Origin of the sequence: Kaistia terrae (genome assembly GCF_026344005.1) — a bacterium.
GTDB lineage: Bacteria > Pseudomonadota > Alphaproteobacteria > Rhizobiales > Kaistiaceae > Kaistia > Kaistia terrae.
In genome coordinates this window covers 476,536-502,413 of record NZ_JAPKNH010000004.1, presented here as the reverse complement: position 1 = coordinate 502,413, position 25,878 = coordinate 476,536, and the positions used below count along the sequence as shown (strand labels likewise).

The 25,878-nt window shown below is 64.0% G+C and carries 29 protein-coding genes; 21 read left to right on the top strand and 8 right to left on the bottom strand.

Translation table 11 applies throughout. The features are described from left to right. Positions 1–111 precede the first annotated feature (111 nt). On the top strand, positions 112–1,092 hold the full coding sequence (locus OSH12_RS14890) for a DnaJ C-terminal domain-containing protein (protein WP_266344350.1): 981 nt from the start codon (positions 112–114) through the stop codon (positions 1,090–1,092). Positions 1,093–1,118: 26 nt separating this feature from the next. Here OSH12_RS14890 and OSH12_RS14885 read toward each other — a convergent pair whose 3' ends face one another. Beyond that, positions 1,119–2,105 (bottom strand): L-threonylcarbamoyladenylate synthase, encoded by a 987-nt coding sequence (locus OSH12_RS14885; RefSeq protein WP_266344349.1) that lies wholly within the window; start codon positions 2,103–2,105, stop codon positions 1,119–1,121. A gap of 233 nt (positions 2,106–2,338) precedes the next feature. On the opposite strand from OSH12_RS14885, the gene OSH12_RS14880 reads away from it, so the two are divergent. From OSH12_RS14880 to OSH12_RS14865, 4 genes are all read left to right on the top strand, one after another. Continuing rightward, positions 2,339–3,100 (top strand): enoyl-CoA hydratase-related protein, encoded by a 762-nt coding sequence (locus OSH12_RS14880; RefSeq protein ID WP_266344348.1) that lies wholly within the window; start codon positions 2,339–2,341, stop codon positions 3,098–3,100. A gap of 45 nt (positions 3,101–3,145) precedes the next feature. Continuing rightward, complete coding sequence (locus tag OSH12_RS14875; protein ID WP_266344347.1) at positions 3,146–4,075, top strand: histone deacetylase family protein; 930 nt, start codon at positions 3,146–3,148, stop codon at positions 4,073–4,075. A gap of 79 nt (positions 4,076–4,154) precedes the next feature. Then, positions 4,155–4,403, top strand: a complete 249-nt coding sequence (locus tag OSH12_RS14870) for an exodeoxyribonuclease VII small subunit (RefSeq protein ID WP_266344346.1) — start codon at positions 4,155–4,157, stop codon at positions 4,401–4,403. A gap of 115 nt (positions 4,404–4,518) precedes the next feature. Beyond that, complete coding sequence (locus OSH12_RS14865) at positions 4,519–5,448, top strand: pirin family protein (RefSeq protein WP_266344345.1); 930 nt, start codon at positions 4,519–4,521, stop codon at positions 5,446–5,448. Positions 5,449–5,782: 334 nt separating this feature from the next. Here OSH12_RS14865 and murB read toward each other — a convergent pair whose 3' ends face one another. Next, positions 5,783–6,793 carry a UDP-N-acetylmuramate dehydrogenase gene (gene murB / locus OSH12_RS14860; protein WP_266344344.1) on the bottom strand — a complete coding sequence of 337 codons (1,011 nt, stop codon included), beginning with the start codon at positions 6,791–6,793 and terminating at the stop codon, positions 5,783–5,785. 80 nt (positions 6,794–6,873) lie between these two features. Beyond that, entirely contained in the window at positions 6,874–7,173 is a 300-nt protein-coding gene (locus OSH12_RS14855) for a Dabb family protein (protein ID WP_266344343.1), read from the bottom strand. Positions 7,174–7,329: 156 nt separating this feature from the next. Between OSH12_RS14855 and dxs the strand changes: the two genes are divergently transcribed. The 9 genes from dxs to OSH12_RS14810 all read left to right on the top strand — a co-directional run bounded on the left by dxs (position 7,330) and on the right by OSH12_RS14810 (position 15,579). Then, positions 7,330–9,252 (top strand): 1-deoxy-D-xylulose-5-phosphate synthase, encoded by a 1,923-nt coding sequence (gene dxs, locus OSH12_RS14850; protein WP_266344342.1) that lies wholly within the window; start codon positions 7,330–7,332, stop codon positions 9,250–9,252. Between the two features lie 85 nt (positions 9,253–9,337). After that, positions 9,338–9,841, top strand: coding sequence for a copper chaperone PCu(A)C (locus OSH12_RS14845; RefSeq protein ID WP_266344341.1), 504 nt, complete (start codon positions 9,338–9,340; stop codon positions 9,839–9,841). Then, positions 9,838–10,458 carry an SCO family protein gene (locus OSH12_RS14840; protein ID WP_266344340.1) on the top strand — a complete coding sequence of 207 codons (621 nt, stop codon included), beginning with the start codon at positions 9,838–9,840 and terminating at the stop codon, positions 10,456–10,458. Before OSH12_RS14845 ends, OSH12_RS14840 begins: the two co-directional genes overlap by 4 nt. A 253-nt stretch (positions 10,459–10,711) precedes the next feature. Next, entirely contained in the window at positions 10,712–10,981 is a 270-nt protein-coding gene (locus OSH12_RS14835; RefSeq protein ID WP_266344339.1) for a metal-sensing transcriptional repressor, read from the top strand. A gap of 52 nt (positions 10,982–11,033) precedes the next feature. Then, entirely contained in the window at positions 11,034–12,008 is a 975-nt protein-coding gene (gene dmeF, locus OSH12_RS14830; protein WP_266344338.1) for a CDF family Co(II)/Ni(II) efflux transporter DmeF, read from the top strand. Positions 12,009–12,087: 79 nt separating this feature from the next. Further along, positions 12,088–12,816 (top strand): class I SAM-dependent methyltransferase, encoded by a 729-nt coding sequence (locus OSH12_RS14825; RefSeq protein ID WP_266344337.1) that lies wholly within the window; start codon positions 12,088–12,090, stop codon positions 12,814–12,816. A 110-nt stretch (positions 12,817–12,926) separates the two neighbouring features. Beyond that, positions 12,927–13,682 carry a TlyA family RNA methyltransferase gene (locus tag OSH12_RS14820; RefSeq protein WP_266344336.1) on the top strand — a complete coding sequence of 252 codons (756 nt, stop codon included), beginning with the start codon at positions 12,927–12,929 and terminating at the stop codon, positions 13,680–13,682. Continuing rightward, positions 13,675–14,946, top strand: a complete 1,272-nt coding sequence (locus tag OSH12_RS14815; protein WP_266344335.1) for a class I SAM-dependent RNA methyltransferase — start codon at positions 13,675–13,677, stop codon at positions 14,944–14,946. Before OSH12_RS14820 ends, OSH12_RS14815 begins: the two co-directional genes overlap by 8 nt. A gap of 162 nt (positions 14,947–15,108) precedes the next feature. Further along, entirely contained in the window at positions 15,109–15,579 is a 471-nt protein-coding gene (locus tag OSH12_RS14810) for a DUF1203 domain-containing protein (protein WP_266344334.1), read from the top strand. A gap of 54 nt (positions 15,580–15,633) precedes the next feature. On the opposite strand, the gene OSH12_RS14805 is transcribed toward OSH12_RS14810, so the two are convergent. Both OSH12_RS14805 and OSH12_RS14800 read right to left on the bottom strand, forming a co-directional pair. Then, positions 15,634–16,206, bottom strand: coding sequence for an NADPH-dependent FMN reductase (locus OSH12_RS14805; RefSeq protein ID WP_266344333.1), 573 nt, complete (start codon positions 16,204–16,206; stop codon positions 15,634–15,636). A gap of 103 nt (positions 16,207–16,309) precedes the next feature. After that, entirely contained in the window at positions 16,310–16,597 is a 288-nt protein-coding gene (locus OSH12_RS14800; RefSeq protein WP_266344332.1) for a putative quinol monooxygenase, read from the bottom strand. Between the two features lie 146 nt (positions 16,598–16,743). On the opposite strand from OSH12_RS14800, the gene OSH12_RS14795 reads away from it, so the two are divergent. Further along, complete coding sequence (locus tag OSH12_RS14795; protein WP_266344331.1) at positions 16,744–17,430, top strand: hypothetical protein; 687 nt, start codon at positions 16,744–16,746, stop codon at positions 17,428–17,430. Continuing rightward, complete coding sequence (locus OSH12_RS14790) at positions 17,357–18,112, top strand: hypothetical protein (RefSeq protein ID WP_266344330.1); 756 nt, start codon at positions 17,357–17,359, stop codon at positions 18,110–18,112. Before OSH12_RS14795 ends, OSH12_RS14790 begins: the two co-directional genes overlap by 74 nt. A gap of 7 nt (positions 18,113–18,119) precedes the next feature. On the opposite strand, the gene aroC is transcribed toward OSH12_RS14790, so the two are convergent. Then, entirely contained in the window at positions 18,120–19,205 is a 1,086-nt protein-coding gene (gene aroC / locus OSH12_RS14785; protein WP_266344329.1) for a chorismate synthase, read from the bottom strand. Between the two features lie 866 nt (positions 19,206–20,071). Between aroC and OSH12_RS14780 the strand changes: the two genes are divergently transcribed. From OSH12_RS14780 to OSH12_RS14765, 4 genes are all read left to right on the top strand, one after another. Beyond that, a complete protein-coding gene (locus OSH12_RS14780; RefSeq protein ID WP_266344328.1) occupies positions 20,072–20,329 on the top strand; it encodes a DUF1344 domain-containing protein in 258 nt (85 codons plus the stop codon). Positions 20,330–21,059: 730 nt separating this feature from the next. Next, the gene (locus tag OSH12_RS14775) at positions 21,060–21,317 is read left to right on the top strand and encodes a DUF1344 domain-containing protein (protein WP_266344327.1); all 258 of its coding nucleotides are present in this window, start codon (positions 21,060–21,062) and stop codon (positions 21,315–21,317) included. Between the two features lie 170 nt (positions 21,318–21,487). Continuing rightward, the gene (locus tag OSH12_RS14770) at positions 21,488–21,745 is read left to right on the top strand and encodes a DUF1344 domain-containing protein (protein ID WP_266344326.1); all 258 of its coding nucleotides are present in this window, start codon (positions 21,488–21,490) and stop codon (positions 21,743–21,745) included. A gap of 171 nt (positions 21,746–21,916) precedes the next feature. Beyond that, the gene (locus OSH12_RS14765; protein ID WP_266344325.1) at positions 21,917–22,189 is read left to right on the top strand and encodes a hypothetical protein; all 273 of its coding nucleotides are present in this window, start codon (positions 21,917–21,919) and stop codon (positions 22,187–22,189) included. Between the two features lie 119 nt (positions 22,190–22,308). Here the strand turns inward: OSH12_RS14765 and OSH12_RS14760 are convergent, their stop codons facing one another. Continuing rightward, positions 22,309–22,893 carry a histidine phosphatase family protein gene (locus OSH12_RS14760; RefSeq protein WP_266344324.1) on the bottom strand — a complete coding sequence of 195 codons (585 nt, stop codon included), beginning with the start codon at positions 22,891–22,893 and terminating at the stop codon, positions 22,309–22,311. 17 nt (positions 22,894–22,910) lie between these two features. Next, positions 22,911–23,729 carry an enoyl-ACP reductase FabI gene (gene fabI, locus OSH12_RS14755; protein WP_266344323.1) on the bottom strand — a complete coding sequence of 273 codons (819 nt, stop codon included), beginning with the start codon at positions 23,727–23,729 and terminating at the stop codon, positions 22,911–22,913. 300 nt (positions 23,730–24,029) lie between these two features. Between fabI and OSH12_RS14750 the strand changes: the two genes are divergently transcribed. Next, positions 24,030–25,781, top strand: a complete 1,752-nt coding sequence (locus tag OSH12_RS14750; RefSeq protein WP_266344322.1) for a DUF3300 domain-containing protein — start codon at positions 24,030–24,032, stop codon at positions 25,779–25,781. The last annotated feature ends 97 nt before the right edge of the window (positions 25,782–25,878 follow it).

Genomic DNA, 25,878 nt, shown 5'->3' with positions numbered 1-25,878 from the left:
GTCCAAACGATTCGAGGCGATTGGAATCAATTCCTAGCCTCCCTATGTTATGGAGAGTTCCGGTGCCGCCATTTGGGCCGGGACGAATCCTGCCCTTAGAGGGGGTTTCCCATGCGTGATCCATACCAGGTGCTCGGCGTCGAGAAGAAGGCGACCGCGGCCGAGGTGAAGAAGGCGTTTCGCCGTCTCGCCAAAAAACACCATCCCGACCAAAATCCGGACGACTCCAAGGCCCAGGAGAAGTTCTCGGAGATCAATTCTGCCTATGAAATCCTGAGCGACGAAGAAAAGCGCGGCCAGTTTGACCGGGGCGAAATCGACGCCGAAGGCAAGCCGAAATTCCAGGGTTTCGATCCGCGCACAGCCGGCACCGGCGATGGCCGGGGCGGCTTCCGCTGGTCATCCGGCGGTGGCGGCGCAGGCGCCGACGACATCCTGAACGATATTTTCGGCGGTTTCGCCGGACAGAGCGGTTTTGGCGGCGGCCAGGGTGGCTTTGGTGGCGGCCAGGGCGGCTTCAGCAGTGGCAGCCGTTCCTCGGCACACGCGCGCTCGCGTGGCGAAGACGTCTCGGCGACGGTTGCCGTGACGCTCGAACAGATGGCGCGCGAAGAAAAAATCCGTGTCGAATTGCCGACCGGCCGTACGCTCGAGATCTCCGTTCCCGCCGGCACCAAGCCCGGCCGGGTGATCCGCCTGCGTGGCCAAGGCTGGGCCAGCCCGAACGGTGGCCCGACCGGCGATGCGCTGGTGACGATCGAGTTCATCCCGCATCCGCTGTTCAAGCTTGACGGCGAAACCCTGCGGCTCGACCTCCCCGTCACGCTGGACGAGGCGGTCCTCGGCGCCAAGGTGCGCGTTCCAACGCTGACCGGCTCCGGCACGATGACGATACCGGCCCATTCCGATGGCGGCCGCGTCATGCGCCTGAAGGGCAAGGGATTGCCGACCGCCGTCGGTGGTCACGGCGACCTGCTCGTCGCGCTCAAGATCATGCTGCCGACCGAGATCGACCCCGAATTCGAGGCGCTGATGGAGCGCTGGCGCGAGCAGAAGTTCTATTCGGCACGCGGGCCTGAATTCGAAGCCTGATGCGCTGACCGGCGCTGCACCCTGTTCTATGGGCGCGGCGCGGCGGCACGGCGCAGACGGTCGACGATCGCCTCGCCCAGTCCCGTCGCCGGGATCGGCGCGACAGCAATTGTCGCCGCCTTGCCGTCCAGTTCGCGCAATGCCGAGAACAGCCGCGCGGCCGCCTCGATCAGGTCGCCGCGCGGGCTGAGATTGATCGTCACCGCCGCATCCGATGCGCCGCGCGGCAGGCCCGGCCCGAAGGCGAGCAGGGCTTCGCCCGGACGCACGTCTTCGACATCCAGCCGCACCATCGCGCCGGGCGCGTAGTGCGAGGCCAATTGCCCCGGCGCGGTCGGCGCTTCGGGATCTGCGAGGTCGATGACCTGCAGCCGCACACCGGCTACCGCCTCGATCTCTTCCCGGGGCAGCCCGCCTGCCCTGAGCAACACCAGCCCGGAATCCGTCATCGCGACAATCGTCGATTCGACGCCGACATGGCTTGGACCGGCATCCAGCACGATCGACACGGACGAGCCGAGATCGGCTGCGACATGCGCCGCTGTCGTCGCGCTGACATGGCCGGAGCGATTGGCGCTGGGAGCGGCCACCGGTCGCCCGAAGGCCAGCAGCAATGCGTGCGCCGCCGGATGCGACGGCATCCGCACCGCCAGCGTGTCGAGCCCCGCAGTGGCGAGGTCGGATACGCCGGCATCGGCGCGCTTCGGCAGCACCAGCGTCAGCGGGCCGGGCCAGAACGCCTCGGCCAGGCGTCGCGAAACCGGGTCGAACGACACCAGCCGCTCCGCCGCCGCCAAGTCGGCGACATGGGCGATCAGCGGATTGAAGCTCGGCCGGCCCTTGGCGGCGTAGATCCGCGCCACGGCTTCGCCATTGGTGGCATCTGCCGCCAGCCCGTAGACGGTCTCGGTCGGCATGCCGACCAATTCGCCCGCCGCCAGCGCCGCGACAGCCTCGGCGAGCGCATCCCTGTCATCGGCCGGACGTATGATGGGGGGATTATGAATGGCCAAGCCAGTCTCCCGGAAACCTGTTGCAGCGGAAAACGCCAAAAGGACCGTCGAGACCGGGCAGTCAAGAAGAAACGACAGTGCGGACAACGACTTTTGGTGTGCGGACCCTGGCCACAAGCGTCGATTGCACCCTTGCCATTCCTCTGAAACTCAAGACAAAATTGAACATTGACTTTACTCAGCGCCGGGATGCGAGCAATCTCCCGCGCCGGTTGTGGGGAGAACGACAGCGCATGAGCGACAGTATGAGTTTGCCGATCAGCATCGAGGCGAAGGGCGGCGTAACCGTCATTCGAATCGACAGCCCGGAAACTCAGAATGCCCTGACGGTCGAAATGCTGGGAATCATGGCGGATGCGCTCGTGCTCGGCGAGCGCGATGCCCGCAACAAGGCATTCATCTTCATCGGCTCGCCCGGCGTGTTTTCTGTCGGCAACGACCTGCGCGAACTGATCCACTTCGCCGATGAAGGCCGCATCGACGACAACATCGCCCGCTTCCTGAAGACGATCGCCACCATAGAGAAGCCGATGATCGCCGCCGTCGACGGGCTGGCGATGGGCATGGGCGCCAGCATCCTCTTCCATTGCGACTATGTCGTCGCCAGCGAATGGTCGGCCTTTGAATCCACCTGCGTCGAGATCGGCCTTATCCCGAGCGGTGGCGTGACGCTGCTGGCTCCGCGTCTGATGGGACACCATCGCGCCTTCGAATTCCTGGCGCTTGGCGAGCGGTTCGACGTCGAGCGCGCCTATCAGGCCGGCCTCGTCAACCGCATCGTACCGGCCGCCGATGTCGAGAGCGCGGCGATGGCCGTGGCCCGCAAACTCGCCGGACGTTCGATGGAGGCGGCCGGGATGACCCGCCGCCTCATGCGCGGAGATCGTCGCGAGGTGCTGACGCGCATCGACCAGGAAATCGGTCATATTCTCAACCGGCTGCGTTCGCCGGTCGCACGTGACACGCTGGTAGCCTATATGCGCAAGGCGTACTGAGCCCGGCGCCGCCGGACGTTGTTGGACAATCGATCCGGGATGACCATGACAACGCTTCTGATCCATCATCCGGTGTTCGCCGAGCATCTCGTGCCCTTCGGCCATCCCGAACGCCCCGAGCGCATCCAGGCCGTCGAGGCCGTGCTGGCGGAAGATCGCTTCGACCCGCTCAAGCGCGAAGTCGCGCGGATGGCCGATGTCGAGATGATCCTGCTCTGCCACCCGCTCTCGCATCTCGAAGCGATGCGCCACTACAGCCCTTCTGAAAGCATGATCCGCATCGACGCCGACACGACGATGTCGTCCAAGACGCTGGAGGCAGCGCTGATCGCGGTGGGGGGCGCCTGTCAGGCGGTGGACGCCGTCATGGACGGCGACGCGAAGAACGCGTTCTGCGCCATGCGCCCGCCCGGCCATCATGCCGAGCCGGATCGAGCCATGGGCTTCTGCTTCTTCAACCAGGCTGCCATCGCCGCGCGCCACGCCCAGCGCGGCCACGGCATTGAACGCGTCGCCATCGTCGACTGGGATGTGCACCACGGCAACGGCACCCAGGCTATCTTCTGGGACGATCCGTCCGTCCTCTATGCCTCGACACATCAGATGCCGCTCTATCCCGGTACCGGCGCCGCATCCGAAACGGGCGTCGGCAACATTTTCAACGCGCCGCTCGCGCCCGGTGCCGATGGAGCTGATTTCCGCGCCGCCTTCGAGACAAGCATCCTGCCCGCGCTTGACGCATTCCGGCCGGAGTTGATCCTCATCTCGGCCGGTTTCGACGCCCATTCGCGCGATCCGCTCGGCGAACTGGAACTCTCCGACGATGATTTCGTCTGGGCGACGGAGCAACTGATGGCACTCGCGGATCGCCATTCGCACGGCCGCATCGTCAGCATCCTGGAAGGCGGCTACGATCTGAAGGCGCTCGCCAGTTCGACCGCCGCCCATGTCGAGGCGCTGATGCGCGCCGGCTGAGCCGCCAACGCCCGAGCACGGCTTGCATCGCGCGGCCCGATGGCGGAAAAGGTTCGCCGCACAATCCGGAGACCAAACCATGTCCGACGTCCAGACCGCTCTTGAAGGTCTCTCCTTTGAAAAGGCCCTGGCCGAGCTGGAAACCATCGTCGGCCATCTTGAGCGCGGCGATGTCCCGCTCGAAGAATCGATCAAGATCTACGAGCGCGGCGAAGTGCTGAAGAAGCATTGCGAGGCGCTGCTGAAGCAGGCCGAGACCAAGGTCGAAAAGATCCGCACCGGCGCCAATGGCCAGGCAACCGGCACCGAGCCGCTCGACGTCGAATAGCTCGCTCGTCGGCGCAAGGCGCTGGCGATGAACAATCCGTCGCCAGAACCGCGTCTATCGGCTCATACTGCGCGCCTCCATTATCGGTAGAACACCGAACGCAAAGGAGAGAGCCATGAGCCGCCTGCCCGATATCGATCCGGTCTTTGGCGACGCCGCATCCAGCGACGCCATCGAACTCGTCGTCGTGCCGCGCACCGTCGATATTGGCGGCTTCGCGGTCAAGCGCGCCTTGCCGACGATCAAGCGCCGCATGGTCGGCCCGTTCATCTTCCTCGACCAGATGGGCCCCGGCGAATTCCCGGCCGGCGAAGGCCTCGACGTGCGGCCCCATCCGCATATCGGGCTGGCGACCGTCACCTATCTTTTCGATGGCGAGATCGTGCATCGCGATTCGACCGGCGTCGAAATGGCGATCCAGCCGGGCGACGTGAACTGGATGACGGCGGGGCGCGGCATCGCGCATTCCGAACGCTCCAGCCAGGAATTCCGCCATCGCGCCAACGATCGCAAGGTCGGCGGCTTGCAGACCTGGATCGCGCTGCCGAAGCAGAACGAGGAAGACGCGCCGGAATTCCACCATCACGGCAAGGCCAATCTGCCCGTCGTCAGCGGAGATGGCGTGGATCTGCGCCTGATCCTCGGCTCGGCCTATGGCGAAACCTCGCCGGTCCATACCTTCTCCGACACCATCTATGCCGACGTCGTGCTCCAGCCGGGCGGCCGGCTGCCGATCGACGCCGAGCACGAGGAACGCGCGCTCTACATCTTCGAAGGCGAGATCGAGATCGCAGGCGACGTGTTCGAGGCGGGCCGCCTGCTGGTGCTGCGCCCCGGTGACCGGATCAGCCTCACGGCCCGCGCGCCGACGCGGCTGATGCTGGTCGGTGGCGCGCCCATGGATGGCCCGCGCCATATCTGGTGGAACTTTGTGTCTTCGTCGAAGGACCGCATCGAGCAGGCCAAGAACGACTGGAAATCCGGCCGCTTCGACAAGGTGTTTGGCGACGAGAACGAGTTCATTCCCTTGCCGGAGGGGCCGTAGTCTCTTCAGACCGAGACCTGCAACTCACCTCTCCCTGAGGAGAGGTCGACGGCGAAGGCGTTAGGGGAAACATCCGGAGAGGCCGTAAACCCTCACCCGTACCTGCGGTCCGACCTCTCCCTCAGGGAGAGGTGAAAGCGCGCCTGCCACCCCCACCTCGGCGTCATCCCGGGCTTGACCCGGGATCCATTCATCCGGGTTTTCGGGATTTTTACGCATGTCGGCCTTGAGCTGCATGGATCCTCGCCTTCGCGAGGATGACGGCAAGTGTGCGGATGCGTCGCGGCAAGGCCTCAAGCGAGGCGACGCCTCCGAGAGAGGAACAGAAAGCCCCTCAGAGAAACACCGGCTCCTCGACCAGTTGCACGCCGAATTTTTCCCTCACACCCGCCTTGATCTCGCCGGCAAGCCGCGTGATCTCGGCGGCTGAACCGCCACCGTGATTCACCAGGATCAGCGCGTGGCGGTCATAGACGCCGACATGACCGAGGCGGATGCCCTTGAACCCACTCTGCTCGACCAGCCAGGCGGCCGAGAGCTTGATCTGGCCGTCCGGCTGCGGATAGCCGCCGAGCTTGGGATAATCCGCCTTCAGCGCCTCATGCTGCGCCGCCGGGACGATCGGGTTCTGGAAGAAGCTGCCGGCATTGCCGATCACCGCCGGATCAGGAAGTTTTCGCCCGCGCACGGCAACGATCTCGTTGAACACCGCCTCGGGCTCCACCGCTTCACCATGCTGGAAAATGGCGGCGATATCGGGATAGGTCAGCACCGGCTGCCATGGGCGCGGCAGGCGGAAGCGCACGCTGGTGACGACATAGCGGCCGGGGTGATGCTTGAACACGCTGTCGCGATAGGCGAAGGCACAATCCGCCTTGCCGAAGGTGACGAACTCGCCCGTCTCCGTGTCGAACGCCCGAAGCGTATCAAAACGGTCGGCGAGTTCGATGCCATAGGCGCCGATGTTCTGTACCGGCGAGGCGCCGACCGTACCGGGGATCAGCGCGAGGTTTTCGAGGCCTGGATAGCCATCGGCCAGTGTCCAGCGGACAAAGTCGTGCCAATTTTCCCCGGCCGCCGCCTCGACGATCCAGGCGTCCGGCGCTTCTTCCACCAGCCTGCGGCCCCGGCTGCGCATCAGCAGCGTGACGCCGTCGAAATCGGCCCTCAGCACAATGTTGCTGCCGCCGCCGAGCAAGCGGCGCGGCAGGCTTTTCAGGCGTGGATCGGCCAGCGCCGACTGGAGGTCGTCCTCGGAGCGAACTTCAACCGCATAACGGCTGCGGGCGCTGAACCCAAAACTGTTGCAGTCGTCGAGCGGATAGTCCGTCAGTATCTCGTGCATTCTCACCCTGCCGGCAAAGGCCGTCGAAACATGCATGTCCTATGACGGATTGCAGCCGCGCCGTCGACCTTTCCAGCCGCTCAGGCGGTCGTCAGCGGCTCGTAGTCGATCTCGAGAAAGGCCTCGACTTCCGGGATCCAGCGGTCGCGCACGAAGGCGACGTGGTCGGGATGGTCGTTATACAGGGAATATGCGGCCTGGTCGGCGAACTCCATCGAGAAGCCGAAATCATAGTCGTTCTTGGGGCTGACCTGGCGCAATTGCTCGAATTGGCCAACGCCGGGGATCGACGCCAAAACGCGTGCGTCGGCAAGGAATCGAGCCTCAGGGTCAGAACCCTTGGGATGCTTCAGACGGAAGACGACAGTATGCCGGATCATGCGCTTGCCTTGCCATTTCGAGGAAAAACCACAGTAGCGCACGCGAAAAAGCACGCAACTGCGCGGACATGGCACTCCCCCACCCATTCGACCGCGTTGCCACCCGCCGCCGCGTCGTGTAACCGTGCCCCTTCTCTTAACAGCCTTGTTTCATAGATGACCGGCAAGCTCGACACGCCCCTTCTCGACACCGTCACCACTCCCGAGGATCTCCGGCGTCTGCCGGAGAGCGCGCTCGCGCAGCTGGCGGCCGAACTCCGCGCCGAAACCATCGATGCGGTTTCGATCACCGGCGGCCATCTGGGCGCGGGTCTCGGCGTCGTCGAACTGACGGTGGCGCTGCACTACGTGTTCAACACGCCTGCCGACCGGATCATCTGGGACGTCGGCCACCAGGCCTATCCGCACAAGATCCTGACCGGCCGCCGCGACCGCATCCGCACGCTGCGCCAGACGCACGGCCTTTCCGGCTTCACCAAGCGGACCGAGAGCGAATACGACCCGTTCGGTGCGGCGCATTCGTCGACGTCGATCTCCGCCGGCCTCGGCATGGCCGTGGCGCGCGACCTTTCCGAGGGCGACAATGCCGTCGTCTGCGTGATCGGCGACGGCGCGATGTCGGCCGGCATGGCCTATGAGGCGATGAACAATGCCGGCGCGCTGCGCTCGCGGCTGATCGTCATCCTGAACGACAACGACATGTCGATCGCCCCGCCCGTCGGCGCGATGTCGGCCTATCTGGCGCGCCTCGTTTCCGGCCGCGCCTATCGCTCGTTCCGCGAAGTGGCGAAGCAGCTGACCAAGAAGCTGCCGCGCATTTTCCACGAGAAGGCGAAGCAGACCGAGGAATATGCGCGCGGCTTCTTCACCGGCGGGACGCTGTTCGAAGAGCTCGGTTTCTATTATGTCGGCCCGATCGACGGCCACAATCTCGACCACCTGCTGCCGATCCTGCGCAATCTGCGCGACGCGCCGGATGGTCCGATCCTGCTGCATGTCGTGACGCAGAAGGGCAAGGGCTATGCCCCGGCCGAAGCCGCGCCCGACAAGTATCACGGCGTCAACCGCTTCGACGTCATCACCGGCAAGCAGGCCAAGGCGACTCCCAACGCGCCAAGCTACACGCGGGTTTTCGCCGAAGCGCTGATCGAGGAAGCCAGGCACGACGACAAGATCGTCGCGGTCACGGCCGCCATGCCGACCGGCACCGGCCTCGACCTGTTCGGCCAGGCTTTTCCGAAGCGCACCTTCGATGTCGGCATTGCCGAGCAGCACGCCGTCACTTTCGCGGCTGGCCTCGCGACGGAAGGCTACAAGCCGTTCTGCGCGATCTATTCGACCTTCCTGCAGCGCGGCTACGACCAGATCGTCCATGATGTGGCGATCCAGAAGCTGCCGGTGCGCTTTGCCATCGACCGCGCCGGTTTCGTCGGCGCCGACGGACCGACCCATGCCGGCTCGTTCGACACCGGCTTCCTGACCGCCCTGCCCGGCATGATCGTCATGGCCCCGTCCGACGAGGCCGAGCTGGTCCACATGATCGCGACCTCGGTTGCCATCGACGACGCGCCCTCCTCCTTCCGCTATCCGCGCGGCGAAGGCGTCGGCATCGACATGCCGGCGCGCGGCGAGGTTTTGCCGATCGGCAAGGGCCGCATTGTGCGCCAGGGCTCCAAGGTAGCGATCCTCTCCTTCGGCACGCGCCTCAAGGACGCGATGAAGGCAGCGGAAGAGCTCGACACCTACGGCCTCTCGACGACGGTTGCCGATGCGCGCTTCGCCAAGCCGCTCGATACGGATCTGGTGCTGGACCTGGCCCGCAATCACGAAGTCGTGATCACTGTCGAGGAAGGCGCTGTCGGCGGCTTTGGATCGCTGGTGCTGTCGTTCCTTGCCGGCGCCGGTGCGTTCGATCGCGGCCTCAAGATCCGAACGCTGGTGATGCCGGATGAGTTCGTTGATCAGGACAAGCCTGAAGCGATGATCGTTTCCAGCGGTCTCGACGCGCGCGGCATCGTCGCGACGGTGTTCGAGGCGCTCGGCCGCGGCGACGAAGCAGCGGCGTTCCGGCTGGCCTGATCCGCCCGGCATCGACCCGGCCGAAGCGCTTGCGCGGCAGTCCGCCGCGCTTTCAAACGGTCGCGGTCAGGGTTATCTCTGCGGCATGATCAAGCGCATCGCCCTTTCCCTTCTTTTCGCCGCCTCGCTGGCCGCGCCGGCGCTCGCCGACGTCACGGCAGGCCCCCTCGTCATCAGCGAAGCCTGGGCGCGCGCGACCCCGCCCGGCGCCCGCGTCGGCGGCGGCTATCTCGCGGTGAAGAACACCGGCGCCGAGCCCGATACGCTCGTCTCGGTCGCTTCGCCTGTCTCGGAAAAGACCGAGCTTCATCTGATGAAGACCAAGGACGGCGTCATGACGATGCGTCCGGCGACCGACGGCGTCGAGATCCCGGCCGGAGCAACGTTGACGCTCGAGCCCGGCGGCTACCACGTCATGTTCATCCGCCCGAAGGCTCCCTTCGTTCAGGGCGAGACCGTGCCGCTGACGCTGACCTTCGCCAAGGCCGGTGCGGTCGAAGTCGAGCTTTCCATCGCACCGATGGGCGCGCCGGGTCCGACGGCCGATCATTCCAAGCACAACATGAACCATGGCGGCGCCACGCAATGACCGAAACCAGCAAGCCCGCCCAAGGCCGCAACACGCTGCGCACCATCCGCTACATCCTGTGGGGCCTGGTCGCCGTCGCGGTGATCGCGGTTGCCGGCTTCGCGATGATGCAGAAGAAGGGCGGCAACCTCACGTTGAGCTCGATCGGCGGCCCGTTCAGCGTTGTCGACCAGAAGGGCCAGCCGGTCACGGAAGCCGCGCTGAAGGGGCATCCGTCGGCGATGTTCTTCGGCTTCACCTTCTGCCCCGATGTCTGCCCGACCACCCTGTTCCAGGCGACGCAGTGGCTGAAGCAGCTTGGCCCGGACGGCGACAAGCTCAAGGTCTATTTCGTCACCGTCGACCCCGAGCGCGACACGCCGGAGCAGATGAACAACTACCTGCACGCCTTCGATCCGCGCATCATCGGCCTGACCGGCAGCCGCCCGCAGATCGACCAGATGCTGAAGGCCTTCAAGGTCTATTCGAAGAAGGTCGGCGAGGGCGAGGACTACACGATGGATCACGCCGCCGCCGTCTACCTGCTCGATTCCGACGCCAATTTCGTCGGTACGGCCGATTATCACGAGAAGGACGAGACGATCATGGCCAAGCTGAAGCGCCTCGTCGCCGGCTGAAGTCAGGTTCTTCCGGCACGAGCAGACCCTCACAACACCCCTCTCCCGCAAGCGGGAGAGGGGGCGTACTGCACCAAGCGTCGACCACCAACCTCCACGACGATATCGCACCTGCCTGAAGCCCTCGCCCGCTCGCGGGAGAGGGTTGGTTGAAGGGCTTGCTTCGAGTGTTGGGGCGTAGAGACAGGAAACGCGCCCCGCCTCACGCACCATCCTGCTTGCGATATCCCCTCCCCCAGGATAGGATCTATGCATGAGCCACGCCCAAAACCCTGAAATCCTGAAGCGCCTTCGACGCGCCTCCGGCCACCTGACCAGCGTCATCGCCATGGTTGAGGACGGACGTGATTGCCTTGATATCGCCCAGCAGATGCAGGCGGTGATCAAGGCGATCGAAAGCACCAAACGCACGCTGATCCATCACCATATCGATGAGCATCTCGGCGCCGCTGCCGGTGCATTGCCCGCCGCCGAGGCTCGCGCCCTCGTCGAGGAGATCAAGGAAGTCAGCAAGTATCTCTGAAGCCAGGCCTTGCCGGCTTTGTTCGGGCGAATAGCCCGCTGGAGTAGCCATCATGAACGCCACCCAAGCCCTCGGCGGACACGACCACGTCTTTCTCGGCGCCTCGCACGATCGCAACCAGCGCCGGACGATGATCGTCGTCGGCATCACCGCGCTGACCATGGTGGCCGAGATCGTCGGCGGCTATGTCTATGGCTCGATGGCGCTGCTCGCCGACGGCTTCCACATGTCGACCCATGCCGGCGCATTGCTGGTCGCGGCCCTCGCCTATCGCTTCGCCAGACGGCATGCGCATGATCCGGCTTTCACGTTTGGCACCGGCAAGGTCGGCGATCTCGCCGCCTTCGCCAGCGCCATCATCCTCGGCATGATCGCCATCCTGATCGCTGTCGACTCGATCTGGCGGCTGGTATTCCCTGTCGAGATCCACTTCAGCCCAGCCATCGCGGTCGCGGTCATCGGACTCGCCGTCAATCTCGTCAGCGCCGCCCTGCTGCATGAGGGATCCGGCCACTCGCACGGCCACAGCCATGCGCCACACGCGCATGACGACGATCATCACGACCACGACTCGCATCATCACCACGACCATGGCGCAGGCCGCGATCACAATCTGCGCGCCGCCTATGTCCACGTTCTCGCCGATGCGGCGACATCGGTGCTGGCCATCACGGCGCTGGTCGCCGGTCAGCTTTTCAACTGGGTCTGGCTCGATCCCGCCGTCGGCATTCTCGGCGCGGTCCTGATCGCCAGTTGGGCGATCCAGCTGATGCGCGACAGCGGCCGCATCCTCGTCGACACGGTGCCCGACCCAGAACTGGCTGCCGACATGCGGACGAAACTCGAACAGGACGGCAGCCACGTCACCGACCTGCATCTCTGGCGCGTCGGCCCCGGCCACAACGCAGCGGTGATCAGCCTCGTCCCAGCCGCTCCCGCGACGCCCGAAGCTTACCGACGCCGGCTGTCCGGCCTCGCCGGCCTGTCGCATGTCACGATAGAGGTTCAGCCAGTTCAGGCCGGCTGAACCGGTCTCGGGCGCGAAGGCGACCGTTTTGTGCTAGACGACGCCGATCCGCTGGCAAATCGGACGGGAATCGCGCGCCATGGCCCAGAACATCTATGACAACCCCGCCTTCTTCGAAGGCTACAGCCAGTTGAGCCGATCCGTCGAAGGCTTGGCCGGCGCGGGCGAATGGCCCGCCATCCGGGCGATCCTCCCGGACCTCAAGGACAAGCGCGTCGTCGATCTCGGCTGCGGCTATGGCTGGTTCTGCCGTTATGCCCGCGAACAGGGCGCGGCCTCGGTGCTCGGCCTCGACGTTTCGGAAGCGATGCTGGCGCGGGCGAAATCGATGACCGCCGACCCGGCAATCCGTTACGAGCGCGCCGATCTCGAGACGCTGGAACTGCGGGCGGCGGCGTTCGACTTCGCCTACAGTTCGTTGACGCTGCATTACATCGAGGATCTCGAGAAGCTGCTGGCGACGATCCACCGCGCGCTCGTGCCCGGCGGCAAGCTCGTCTTCTCGATCGAGCATCCGATCTACATGGCGCCGACGAAACCCGGTTGGTCGTTCGATGCGGAAGGCCGCCGCACCTGGCCGATCGATCGCTACAGCGCCGAAGGCCCGCGCTCGACCGACTGGCTCGCCAAGGGCGTCATCAAGCATCACCGCACCATCGGCACCCAGCTCAACATGATGATCCGGCAGGGCTTCACCATCACCCATTTCGAGGAATGGGGTCCGACCGATGCCGAGATTGCCGCACAGCCGGCGCTGGCCGAAGAGCGCGACCGGCCGATGATGATGCTGATCGCCGCCCATCGATAGGAACGGCGACGTCGGATTTTCGGCCTGCAAATGCACCGATCCGGGGTCGGAAATGCCCCTGCGGCCCCATAACCCTTGCGCTTGGCCGCTGCGCACGCCATCACTCCGCGATGAACGACACCACACTTCGCCTCGATATGGTTCTGCTCGCCCGCGGGCTCGTCGCTTCGCGCGCCAAGGCACGCGATGCCGTGCTGCGCGGCCATGTCCGCGTCGACGGCATCTCCATCACCAAACCGTCCACGCCGGTCCGGCCGAATGCCGAGCTTGAAATCGACGACCCGGCGCAGCGCTATGTGTCGCGCGCCGCGCTGAAGCTCGTCGCCGGTCTGGACCATTTCGGCTACGACCCGACGGATCGCACGGCTGTCGATCTCGGCGCCTCGACCGGCGGCTTCACCGAAGTGCTGCTGGAGCGCGGCGCACGCCATGTTCATGCGCTGGATGTCGGCCATGGCCAGTTGCACCCGCGCGTCGCTGGCCGCTCACGCGTCACCATGCGCGAAGGTCTCAATGTCCGCGATCTGACGGCCGAGGATATCGGCGAACCCTTCGACGCCATCGTCTGCGACGTCTCGTTCATTTCGCTCCGCCTTGCCCTGCCGCCGGCCCTCGAATTGGCGGAAGCCGGAAGTTGGGGCGTTATCCTGGTCAAGCCGCAGTTCGAGGTCGGCAAGGACGGTATCAGCAAGAGCGGCCTCGTTCGCGATCCCTTGGAAGGCGAGGCCGCCGTCGAGCGCATCGTTGACTGGATTGCCACGGAATCGGGCTGGGTCGTCGACGGCCTCATCCCCTCCCCCATCGCCGGTGGCGATGGCAATCATGAATTCCTGCTCGGCGTTAGGAAAGAAACAGCCCATGGCTGAAACCCTCACCATCACTGCCCTCGGCCATGAAGGCGATGGCATCGCCGAGACCGCGTCGGGCCAGAAGGTATTTGTCCCGTTCACGCTGCCGGGCGAAGTCGTCACCGCCGAGATCCAGGGCGAGCGCGGCCATCTGGTCTCGATCCTCACGCCAAGTCCCGACCGCATCGACCCGGCCTGCAAGCACTTTACCGTCTGTGGCGGCTGCTCGCTGCAACACTGGGCGCCGGAGAAATACCAGGCCTGGAAGCGCGAGCTCGTCGTCCACGCCTTCGCCCAGCGCGGCATCGAGACACCAGTCAATCCGACGATCCCGCTGGAGCCGCATACGCGCCGCCGCGCCGTCTTCACGCTGTCGCGCACCGAACAGGGCGTCGTGCTCGGCTTCAACAAGCGCGAGAGCCACGACATCCTGCCGATCGAGGAATGCCCGCTCCTCGTGCCGGAGATCGAGACGCGGTTTGACAAGCTGTCCGCCCTGGCCGACCGGCTGATGGATCGCGGCAAGCGCGCCCGCATGACCGTCGTATCGACCGATACCGGCCTCGATGTGTCGCTGGAAGGCGCGCGCAAGCCCGGCCGCGCCGACTATGAAGCGCTCGGTCGCGCGGCCATTGACGGCTCGATTTCGCGTCTGACGGTCGATGGCGCGGAGATCTTCATGAGCCGCGTCCCGGAAATCCGCAACGATCCGATCGTGCTCTATCCAAGCTCCGGCGGCTTTTTGCAGGCGACCTCGCCTTCCGAACTGGCCCTTGCCAATCTGGTTGACGCAGGTGTCGGAAAATCCGGCCCGGTCCTCGACCTGTTTTCCGGTATCGGCACGTTTACGCTCAAGCTGGCGCAGCGCTTCCCGGTGCTGGCCGTCGAGGGCGAAACGAAGCTGCTGCAGGCGCTGGACCGCTCGATGCGCTTCTCCAAGGGGATCAAGGCGGTAACCTCGCGCCGCCGCGACCTGTTCCTCAACCCGATGGTTCCCGTCGAGCTGAAGGAATACAAGGCGGTGGTGTTCGATCCGCCGCGCGCCGGCGCCAAGGCGCAGGCCGAGGCACTGGCCAAGTCGATCGTTCCGCAGATCGTCGGCGTGTCGTGCAACCCGGCGACGCTCGCCCGCGACGCCCGCATCCTGATCGACGGCGGCTACAAGCTGACCAGCGTGACACCGGTCGACCAGTTCCTGTGGTCCGGCCATGTCGAGGTGGTCGCCAATTTTGAGCTCACCCGCAAGAGCGCCAGCAAGGGACGGCCGGTTCGTTTGAGCTGATCGTCTGGCACCACCTGCCTCAAGACGGAAGCTCAAGACGCCCCTCGGGTCTGTTGGCGAAGACCGACAGCGACGCTTTCGTAGTTCGGCGGCAAGAACCGGATAGCGCCTCTGCGCTCTCCGGCGCTCCATCGATGCTTCCCAACCCAAGAGGAAGCTTCGATGCCCGCCCTTCGCTATATCGCCATTCCAAGCCCGGTCGCCGCGGACTATCGCAGCGGCGGGCTCGATGCCAACGGCCAGCCGCCCGAGCGCCGGATTTCGGACGGCAAGGGAGTGCCCTGCCGCCACTGCCTCGATCTTGTGTCGGCGGGGGCGCCCTATCTGATCGTGGCGCACCGGCCGTTCGAGACGATCAACCCCTATGCCGAACTGGGGCCGATCTTCCTGTGCGCCGATGCTTGCACCCGCGCCGAGGAGAGCAACGCCCTGCCACCGATGCTGACATCGGACGCCTATATTATCCGGGGCTATTCGGCCGATGAGCGCATCGTCTATGGCAGCGGCAAGGTCGTGCCACGCGAAGCGATCGGCGTCGAGGCAGGCGAACGGCTCGCGCGCGACGACATCGCCTTCGTCCATGTCCGGTCCTCGACCAACAACTGCTTCCAGTGCCGCATCGAGCGCGACTAGACAGAAAAATGGCGGCTCGAGGCCGCCATTTTCATCCGTGCGAGAGAGCGCCGTTCAGGCGGCCACCAGTTCCTTGCGGCCCGCCTTGAGCGTCGCACCGACCTTGGCCACGCGGTTCAGCATCAGGTTTGCCGCATCGGCGAAACTCTCCGGCGGCGCGAAGGTCTCGTCCTGGCGGTACTGGGCGAAGAACGGAATGTTGACCTCGCCGGCCGTGACCAGGCCCACCGCGCCGGCAACCGGCTTCAGCAGTTGAACGGCGCGCGTGCCGGCCGAGACGCCGCCATAGCTGACGAAGCCGACCGGCTTGTCGGCCCATTCATGCGACAGGTAATCGATGGCGTTCTTCAGCGGCGCCGTGAAGCCGTGATTGTACTCGGGCATCACGAACACGAAGGCATCGGCGGCGGCGATCGTCGCGCTCCAGTCCTTGGTGTGCTGATGCACATACTGGCGCATGCGCGGGTGATGCGGCTCGTCGAACATCGGCAGGTTGACGGCCTTCAGGTCGATCAGTTCAGCCTGAAAGTCCTTGTACGCGGAGGCGATGTCCTGGAACCAGGTGCCGATCGAGAGGCCGGCGCGGCCCGGGCGGGTCGAAGCGACGATGGTGAGAAGCTTGAGCAAGGCGAGACGTCCTGTGAAATTCCGATAAGCACTCTCTATTGTATATAGAGCTTATCAGGCGCTCGCACAGTGAACGGTCCGTCAACCGTTTGGGCCCTGCCCCTCAGCCAATGCTATCGAAATAGCTGCCCTTCGGCGCGTCGCCGAACAGCGCCATCGCCGCCTTGAACAGATCGGGCGGGATGTTCTTGACCGAGGCCTGGTGCGCCTCGGCCGTCTGCCAGTGCTCGATCACGAAGAAGCGGGCGGGATCGGCCTGATCGCGAAACAATTCGCAGGAGATCGCGCCCTCGGAGCCGAGAATGATCGCCTTGATCGAGGCAAGGAAGTCCGCCAGCGCGTCTCCCTTGCCATCAGCTGCCCTGAATTCACCGATCCGCGTGACGCTCATGCCGTCGCCCTCCGCCATCTACATTTGAATGCAAAACGTGGCGACGCTGCATTATGTGGAAGGCACGGCGTCGCCTTTCCTTCCCCTTCCCTTCATTGTATTCCTTCTTGAGCAGTTCGATACCAGTCTCGGGGGAGACTCGTGGCATGGACACGCTTCGGAGCACCGCTTTACCCGCCCTTCTCGTGCTTCTACTGGCATCTGTCGGCTGGCTACTGGACAAATCCATCGACCGGCTGAGTTCGATTTATTTCATCCAATATGAGACGGCGATATATCCCGATACCACACCGCCGCGGTTCCGGCTCGTGGTGCAGAACTCCTCGTTGAGCGGAACCATCGACGATCTGGTTGTCGCCGTCGCCTGCCCGAATGGGTCCGACTGCTTCCTGCCGGTCAACGCCAACGCAGCCGTGCTAAGCTTCTTCAGCACGACGTTGTACGAGGTCGCTCCAAAGGCCGTCAAAAATGTAAATGACGAGGCAAGCGCCATCCAGATTTCGCTCAGTCTTATCGCGGGATCGCGCATGACGTTCGACATTCGGCTTGCTGACAAAACGACCGTTCCGGGCATCACCTTCCGTCCGAAGGCCGACCAGGAAAAGAGCTTTTCAATCGTTCGGGGACGCTCCTTTACGGCACTCATCGCCAAGCACTATACGACGATCTTGTTGGCCATGCTGGTGTCGATCCTGGGGCTCGTCATACTTTATCTATTGGTACTGATCTTCTCCAGGGGCAAACCGAAGGGGACGAAGGATGAAGTTGACAGCTCTCGTTTTGATGTCGTGTTGCGTTTCGACGGCAGGGGTTCGCACGAGCGAGGCAGCTGATCCGTCAACAGATGTCGGCACCCTCCTGATCCGAACGCTGGATGAATCGACAGGTAAGCCGATCAGGGCGCATCTGGCGCTTCGCACCACGACGGAGCAACCAGCGCCACTGGCGGATTCGAACGGCGTCTATGAGCAGACGCACTTTGACTGCCGGCCGGGCACCAATCTCAGCTTCTCGGCCGAGCCCGTACTGGTATTCTATGTTGGCTCTAGCGAATGGCAGAAATGCTCGCACCAGGAAATCGTGTTCCGTTTCTCCCGGTCGATGTTCGCCACCGACTTCGAGACGATCCTCAAGACGGACTACAAAGCCCTCCCCCCCGACCTCGCCAAGGTTGGCAATTCGCTAATTGATGCGATCAATGCCGGCGACAGCGCCCGCGCAGCGGCGGCAGCAACCGAGCTTGCCGAGCGTTCGCGCCAGGGGGGACAAGGCGCTCTAGCCAAGAGCGCATCCGTAGTCGCGCTCTTCTCCGTCGGCAAGTCGCTCAAGGTCACAAATCCGATCGAGTTCGACAAGGGACAGAACCGCTATGTGCTGTCGAATGACAGCGTTGACGCACTGGTCCAGTTCCAGAAGGACACGGGGCTATCCGTATCCGGTCGTGCCGACTGGAACACGCTGAACGGCTTGTCCGCGGGCTATATCAATGAATTGACGAGGGGCCAGGGCAGCTGACCCTGCCCTATCCGCTCTGGCCGCGATGACGAAGATAGTGGTCAGCGACGGCGCAGGCGACCATCGCCTCGCCGATCGGCACGGCGCGGATGCCGACGCAGGGGTCATGCCGGCCCTTGGTCATGACATCGACTTCCTCGCCCTGTGCCGTGATCGAGCGGCGCGTCGTCAGGATCGACGAGGTCGGCTTGACGGCGAAGCGCGCCACGATCGGCTGGCCGGTCGAGATACCGCCCAGAATGCCGCCGGCATGGTTGGAGAGGAACAGCGGTTCGCCGTCATTGCCCATCCGCATCTCGTCGGCGTTTTCCTCGCCGGTGAGCGCGGCGGCATCAAAGCCCTCGCCGATCTCGACGCCCTTCACGGCGTTGATCGACATCAGCAGGCTGGCGATATCCTGGTCCAGCTTGGCGTAGACCGGCGCGCCGAGGCCGGCAGGCACACCCTCGGCGATCACCTCGATCACCGCGCCGGCGGAAGAGCCCGCCTTGCGGATGCCGTCCAGATATTCCTCCCAGACTTTCGCCGTCTCGGCGTCGGGGCAGAAGAAGGGGTTCTGGTCGACCTCGTTCCAGTTCCAGCGCGAGCGGTCGATCTTGTGCGGGCCGATCTGCACCAGCGCGCCGCGCACCGACATGCCCGGCACGACCTTGCGGGCGATGGCGCCGGCTGCAACGCGCGCCGCCGTCTCGCGGGCCGAGGAACGACCGCCGCCGCGATAGTCGCGGATGCCGTATTTCAGGTCATAGGTGAAGTCGGCATGGCCCGGCCGATAGCGATCCTTGATGTCTCCATAGTCCTTGGAGCGCTGGTCGACATTCTGGATCTCGAGCGCGATCGGCGTGCCGGTTGTCAAAAGCGTGCCATCTTCCTGTGGCATGACACCGGACAGGATGCGGACCTCGTCGGGTTCGCGGCGCTGGGTGGTGAAGCGCGAGGTGCCGGGCTTGCGCTTGTCCATCCAGGCCTGGATCTCGGCCTCCGAGATGGCGATGCGCGGCGGGCAACCGTCAACGACCGCGCCAAGCGCGGGTCCGTGGCTCTCGCCCCAGGTCGTGACGCGGAAAAGATGGCCGAAGGTATTGTGCGACATGGGCGAAGGCGCTCCCGAAAGACTGGCCACGGTTCTAGAAAGCCGGAGCCCTCGCGTCAAACGCCAGCTTCGCACAGGGACGGATAAGCGGAAACGATGCCTCTCGAATGAGCATCACACATAATCACTTGCACTGATCGTAAGCTTTGCTATCATCAGCAACGAAGCCTTTCCTGAGTCTGGGACTGGATGCGGCCGGAAAACGGCCCCACTTGATCGCATATTCAAACGCCAGCCTGACGCGGTTCACTCGGGCCGCTGCGCGGATTGGCGGGAAAACTTCGATCCCATCTGGGGAGTGACGGCGACGACGGAAATTACTGACCTCCCCGTCGACGCTACTCTCTGAAAACGGCGCCCGGTACCCCTCCGGGCGCCGTTGTCGTTTCTGGGCCTGCTTATGGGTCTGCCGCCGGCCCGGCCGCCCGCATTTGCCCCCGCCTCGCTCCAAAATATCTAAGCCGGTCATTTTATAACGGATGAAACGATCGTCCGATCGCCAATCATCGGCGTGACCCGGCATCGATTTTTCCGCGTCGCCGGCTAATAATGAGCTTTGGCTATCATAAGCACTGCAATTAACTGAACAAGCTCAGGGATATTCGTGAACAATACCAATCGCGAATCGAACGTAATTCCGGAATTGGCCAGTTTTTCGCAATTATTTGCCAATTAAGACGAATACGTGCGCCGATTTTGGAATTCCAGAGCCAAAATCGACACTATCATCACTTTTTGGCGACTTGCATCCACGCACCCAAAGATCCAATTACAGGTCACCGGAGACGGAATGAAGCGAACCAACCCCATGGTTCGGACCGATCTCGGGAAGGTGTCGAACGAAGATTCGACCAGGAGAAAATAAGATGCGTAACCTTATCATTGCCGCCGCTTCCGTTGCTTTCCTCGCTTCCGGCGCCGCTGCCATCGCAGCCGAGCAGACCGAAGGCAAGGTTATCAGCGTCAACGCCTCCAACGGCACGCTCGTCCTGCAGGATGGCCAGTCCTTCACGTTCGCCAATGGCGCCCAGCTCTATGGCATTCTGCCGGGCCAGGACGTCGGCGTTACCCATGACGGCTCGCAGGGCCTCGGCGCTTTCAATCCGGCCCCCGCCAACGATTGATTGACGTCAAGTCGGGTCTCATCTCGACCCGGCTATCTGACCTGACTATCTGAACTGACCTCCCGAAAACGACGCCCGGCACCCCTCCGGACGTCGTTTTTTTGTTTGCGCGCCTCTCCCGACTGGCAACGCCCCCGCGTGCCCCTGCATCGGGCCGCCGACCGGCGCACCCGGACGACAGCCGTCCAGGCGCCGGCGCGACGCGAACTCCCAGCCGCACCCAGCCCGACATCCTCGCCGTGACGAAAGCGGCGCGCGGCCGCCTCGCTCAAATCCGGCTCGCCCGCGAGCACGAGCGCTCATTAAATGAGCTTGGACAATAATCAGTCACTATATTTTTTACCGAAATCAACTCGCCAAACACATACGATTCGCCTGCAACGACTGCGAAACTTATCCGGCAAATCGAATTTGATGAGCTTTGACAATAATAAGCACAGCACCATTTTGAACAGTCTGATAGCGACGCGTGAACAATCGCGATGCTCGTTCGCAAATAATTCCTTGTTTTGGCAATTTTGGAGAAATTTGAACCCAGATTGGCCTGTAATGTATTCGAAATTAGGAATTCTAGGGCCTGTGAGGCCTTTTTTGAAAATATTCTCGCGCTTGCAACTCGCGGCGATCAGGACCAATTACAGCTCACCGGCGACGAAATGAATGAACCGCCCCACCGAAAAGGGGGCCGTCGCCGCAAGAGGTCGAACCGATTCGACCAGGAGAAAAAAAGATGCGTAACCTTATTATTGCTGCCGCCTCCGTCGCCTTCCTCGCCTCTGGCGCAGCCGCCATGGCTGCCGAGCAGACCGAAGGCACCGTCACGAGCGTCAACGCTTCGAACGGCACGCTGACGCTGCAGGACGGCCAGACGTTCAACTTCGCCAATGGCACCCAGCTCTACGGCATCCTGCCCGGCCAGACGGTCGGCGTTACCCATGACGGCTCGCAGGGCCTCGGCGCCTTCAATCCGAACCCGGCCAACGATTAATCGCACGTCGCGATCTCGAATTGAGCCGTCAGGCCGGCGTCCAGCTTCCTCCCCCTTCCGGACGCCGGCTTGAATTTCCCGCCTGTCATTCCCCCCGACAGGCGGATGGGAATTGCCCTCCCCCGACCGGGCACAATCATGTCGAACGTGGTTCGACCAGGAGACTTACAATGCGCAATCTCATCCTCGCCGCCGCTTCCGTCGCCTTCCTCGCCTCGGGCGCCGCCACCATCGCTGCCGAGCAGACCGAAGGCACGGTTGTCAGCGTCAACGCTTCGAATGGCACGCTCGCCCTGCAGAACGGCCAGACGTTCACCTTCGCCAACGGCACGCAGCTCTATGGCATCCTGCCGGGCCAGACCGTCGGCGTCACCCATGCCGGCTCGCAGGGCCTCGGCGCTTTCAATCCGGCGCCCGCCAACGATTGATCGCACCTCGCGATCTCATCTCGACCTTGACTGACCTCCAAGGCAGGCGTCCGGCCCCCTCCGGACACCAGCCCACTTCCCGCCGGTCGTCCCCGCGACAGGCGGACGGGAATTGCCCTCCCTCGAACGGGCACAACAATGTCGAACCGGGTTCGACCAGGAATGAAAACAATGCGTAATCTCATCATCGCCGCCGCTTCCGTCGCTTTCCTCGCTTCGGGCGCCGCCGCTTTCGCCGCCGAGCAGACCGAAGGCACGGTTGTCAGCGTCAACGCCTCGACCGGTACCCTCACCCTGCAGGGCGGCCAGACGTTCAACTTCGTCAATGGCAAGCAATTGCTCGGCATCTATCCGGGCCAGTCGATCGGCGTCAGCCACAATGGCAGCGAGGGCCTCGGCGCCTTCACGGCAAACCGCGCCCGCGCTGACAACAGCCGGGGCTGATCGCTTCGATTTCATCCATCGAATGCAAGATCAAACGACGCCTTCGGGCGTCGTTTTTATTTGTTCGGATTTCAGGCTAAGCGGATTGCGAGATGGACGACGGACAAGCCGGCAGCGGATCAGATCCAGCAGGCTTCGCTGCCGTTCCAGACGTAAATCCGATCTTGCGGAACATCGAGATTGGGCGTGTCGCAGGTGTCGAGATTTTGCAGGATTCCGCGCAGGACACGGCAAACGCCGCCATGCGAGACGACGACAGTGTCCCGCGTGACGCCGGCAAGCCAGGCGCCGATCCGGACCGAAAGCATCGCGTAGCTCTCGCCAGCCGGCGGCTGGAAGCCCCATTTGTCGGCGTGGCGCTCCGTGACCAGATCCGGCCATCTCTGCTCGAGCTCGGCCAAGGTATAGCCTTCCCAGCGACCGAAGGTGATTTCCTTCAGGATCGGCTCGAGGCGATACCCGGACGGGTCGAGGCCCATGGCGCCGCGCGCGATTTCCATGGTCTGGCGTGTGCGTTCGAGCGGGCTGGCGACAAAGTCGAAGTTTGCCGTTTCGGGCATGCGCTCGGCGAGCACGAGGCCATTGCGCTGTGCCTGGGTGCGGCCGTGGGCATTCAGCGGAATGTCACGCTGGCCCTGGAAACGCCCTTCGGCGTTCCAGTCGGTTTCGCCGTGCCGAATGAAGACGATAGTCGGCACGGCCATGCTCCGAGAAATCCAGGCTAGTCCTTGATGACGGAGATATCGGGCGCGTCGACGGCCTTCATGCCGACAACGTGGTAGCCCGAATCGACGTGATGGACTTCGCCCGTCACCGCGCGCGACAGATCCGACAGGAAATAGACGCCGGAATCACCGACCTCTTCCGTCGTGACCGTGCGGCGCAGCGGCGCGTTGTATTCGTTCCACTTCAGGATGTAGCGGAAATCGCCAATACCGGAAGCGGCCAGCGTCTTGATCGGACCGGCGGAAATCGCGTTGACGCGGATGTTCTTCGGTCCGAGGTCGACGGCCAGGTACTGAACGCTCGCCTCGAGCGCGGCCTTGGCGACGCCCATGACGTTGTAGTTCGGCATGACCTTTTCGGCGCCATAATAGGTCAGCGTCAGGATCGAGCCGCCATCCGTCATCAGCTTCTCGGCGCGCTGGGTCACAGCGGTCAGCGAGTAGACCGAGATCAGCATGGTCTTGTTGAAATTGCCTTCGGTCGTGTCGACGTAGCGACCGGTCAGCTCGTCCTTGTCGGAAAAGCCGATGGCATGCACGAGGAAGTCGAGCTTGCCCCATTGCTTTTCGACTTCGGCGAACACCGCGTCGATCGAGGCGGCGTCGGTGACGTCGCAATGACCGACGACCAGCGCGCCGAGTTCAGCCGCGAGCGGCTCCACGCGCTTCTTCAGCGCATCGCCCTGATAGGTAAAAGCCAGTTCGGCGCCGTGGTCGTGGGCAGCCTTGGCGATTCCCCAGGCGATCGACCGGTTGTTCGCGACGCCCAGCACGAGGCCGCGCTTACCCTTCATCAAACCGCCTGCTTCAATCATGCCTATTTTTCCCTCTTCGTACGTCTGGAGGCGCGCCTCCTATCGCACACGGTCCATTGCGCTTCAAGGCGAAGCAAGGCGTCGCCCATCACACTAGATGTAAGCCTGTCGCGGAACGCGGGACACTAGCGCATTGGAATTGCTCAAAACGCTGAAATCGCCCCGATATAGGCTGCCGATCCCAAAGACCGGCACCCCATCCCAAACTTAACCATGGGGCTAGGTGCCGATGGGTAAAGCTACCGAAGATTGCTTGATTGTGCCATCAATCGGCAATCGAGACCGACAGGAGGCTCCGACATGGTGCCAAGACTAAAAGACAAGGTCTGGTTCGGAACAGGCAATTATTCCCGACTCGCGGTCGCCGCCGTCTTTGGCTGGTCGACGACAATCTATCCCGTGCTCGCAGAAACCCTGGTAGCGCCCATCAAGGTCGCCCAGAACGAAACCCAGCCGGCCCCCGCCGCGCCGCAATCCGCTCCAGCCCTGCCCGACAAGGTGCCAGGCGCGGCAGAAGCCGCCGCCGCATCGACGGCCGACGAGGATGCGGATCTCTACACGGTCTCCGATCTCGAATTCCTGCTCGGCCCGATCGCGCTTTATCCGGATCCGCTGCTCGCCCTGGTGCTTTCGGCCAGCACGACGCCGGATCAACTCCTCAAGGCCGATGAATGGCTTAGCGCCAACCCGAAGGCGATCGAAGCCGAGGATTATACCGAGGCCGAGAAGCTTGGCCTCGACGCGCCTGTCGTCGCGCTGATGCGCTTCCCTTCCGTGATCGAGATGCTGGTCGACCATGAGGAATGGACCGAGTCGCTCGGTTTCGCCTTCGACCGCCAGCCGGAAGATGTCGCCACCGTCATCCAGCTGCTGCGCGCGCAGGCCGAGAAGGTCGGCAACCTGAACACGACGCCGCAGCAGGTGGTCACCGTCCAGCCGGCGACGTCGAGTGCGCCGCGCGTCATCTCGATCGCCCCGGCCCAGCCGGAGCGGATCTATGTCCCGGTCTATAATTCCGCCGACGTGTTCACGACCGCCGCAACCGGCGCGCTGATTTTCGGCACCGCCGTTCTCGTCGGCTCGAGCTGGAACAATCGCTGGGGCTGGAACAACCGCGGCTGGAACAATGTGTGGGTCAACCATCATTGGCATGGCAGCCCCGGTTGGAATAACCGCCCGCACCGTCCGCGTCCGCCGGGCGCCTGGCAGCCCGATCGGCCGAATCGGCCGGATCGCCCCAACCGTCCGAACCGCCCCGATCGTCCTGATGGCAATCGCCCCGGCGACGGCAATCGTCCGAACCGGCCCGGTGAAGGCAATCGCCCGAATCGTCCCGGCGAGAACAACCGCCCCAACCGGCCCGGCAGCGAAAACAACCGCCCGAACCGTCCGGGCGCGGAAAACGGCCGTCCGAACCGGCCCGGTTCCGAGAACAATCGCCCCAACCGTCCGGGTAGCGAAAACAACCGGCCCAATCGCCCCGGTTCCGAGAACAACCGGCCGAATCGTCCGGGCTCGGAGAACAACCGTCCGAACCGGCCCGGCAGCGAAAATAACCGCCCGAACCGTCCGGGCAGCGAGAATGCTCGTCCGAATCGGCCCGAGCGGCCCGCGAACACGCGTCCGTCGCGCCCCGAGGCAGGTCGCCCCGGTGCCGAGAGCCGTCCGGGCAATCGTCCGAACCGGCCCGAGGCAACGCGTCCGTCGCGTCCGGCGCAAAATGCACGCCCGCAGCAGCGGCCCAACCAGAATGCGCGCCCGCAACAGCGGCCGAACCAGAACGCCCGTCCCCAACAGCGGCCGAACCAGAATGCTCGTCCGCAACAGCGGCCGAACCAGAACGCCAGGCCGCAGCAGCGTCCGGGTCAGAACGCTCGGCCACAGCAGCGTCCGGGCCAGAATGCCCGTCCGCAGCAGCAACGGCGCCAGAATGCGCGGCCGCAGCAGAACGCCCGGCCACAGCAGCAGCGCGCCCGGTCGAACGACCAGAACCGCAACCGGCCGCAGCAGAACCGCAACCGCAATTGCCGGCCGGGTCAGAACTGCCGCTAGTCTCGGCTGAAATACGGTGGCGCGGCGACGCGCCACCGATCGAACCCATCGCCGGCCTGCCCATGCAGGCCGGCGATATTTTTTTGTCCGGAGCGCT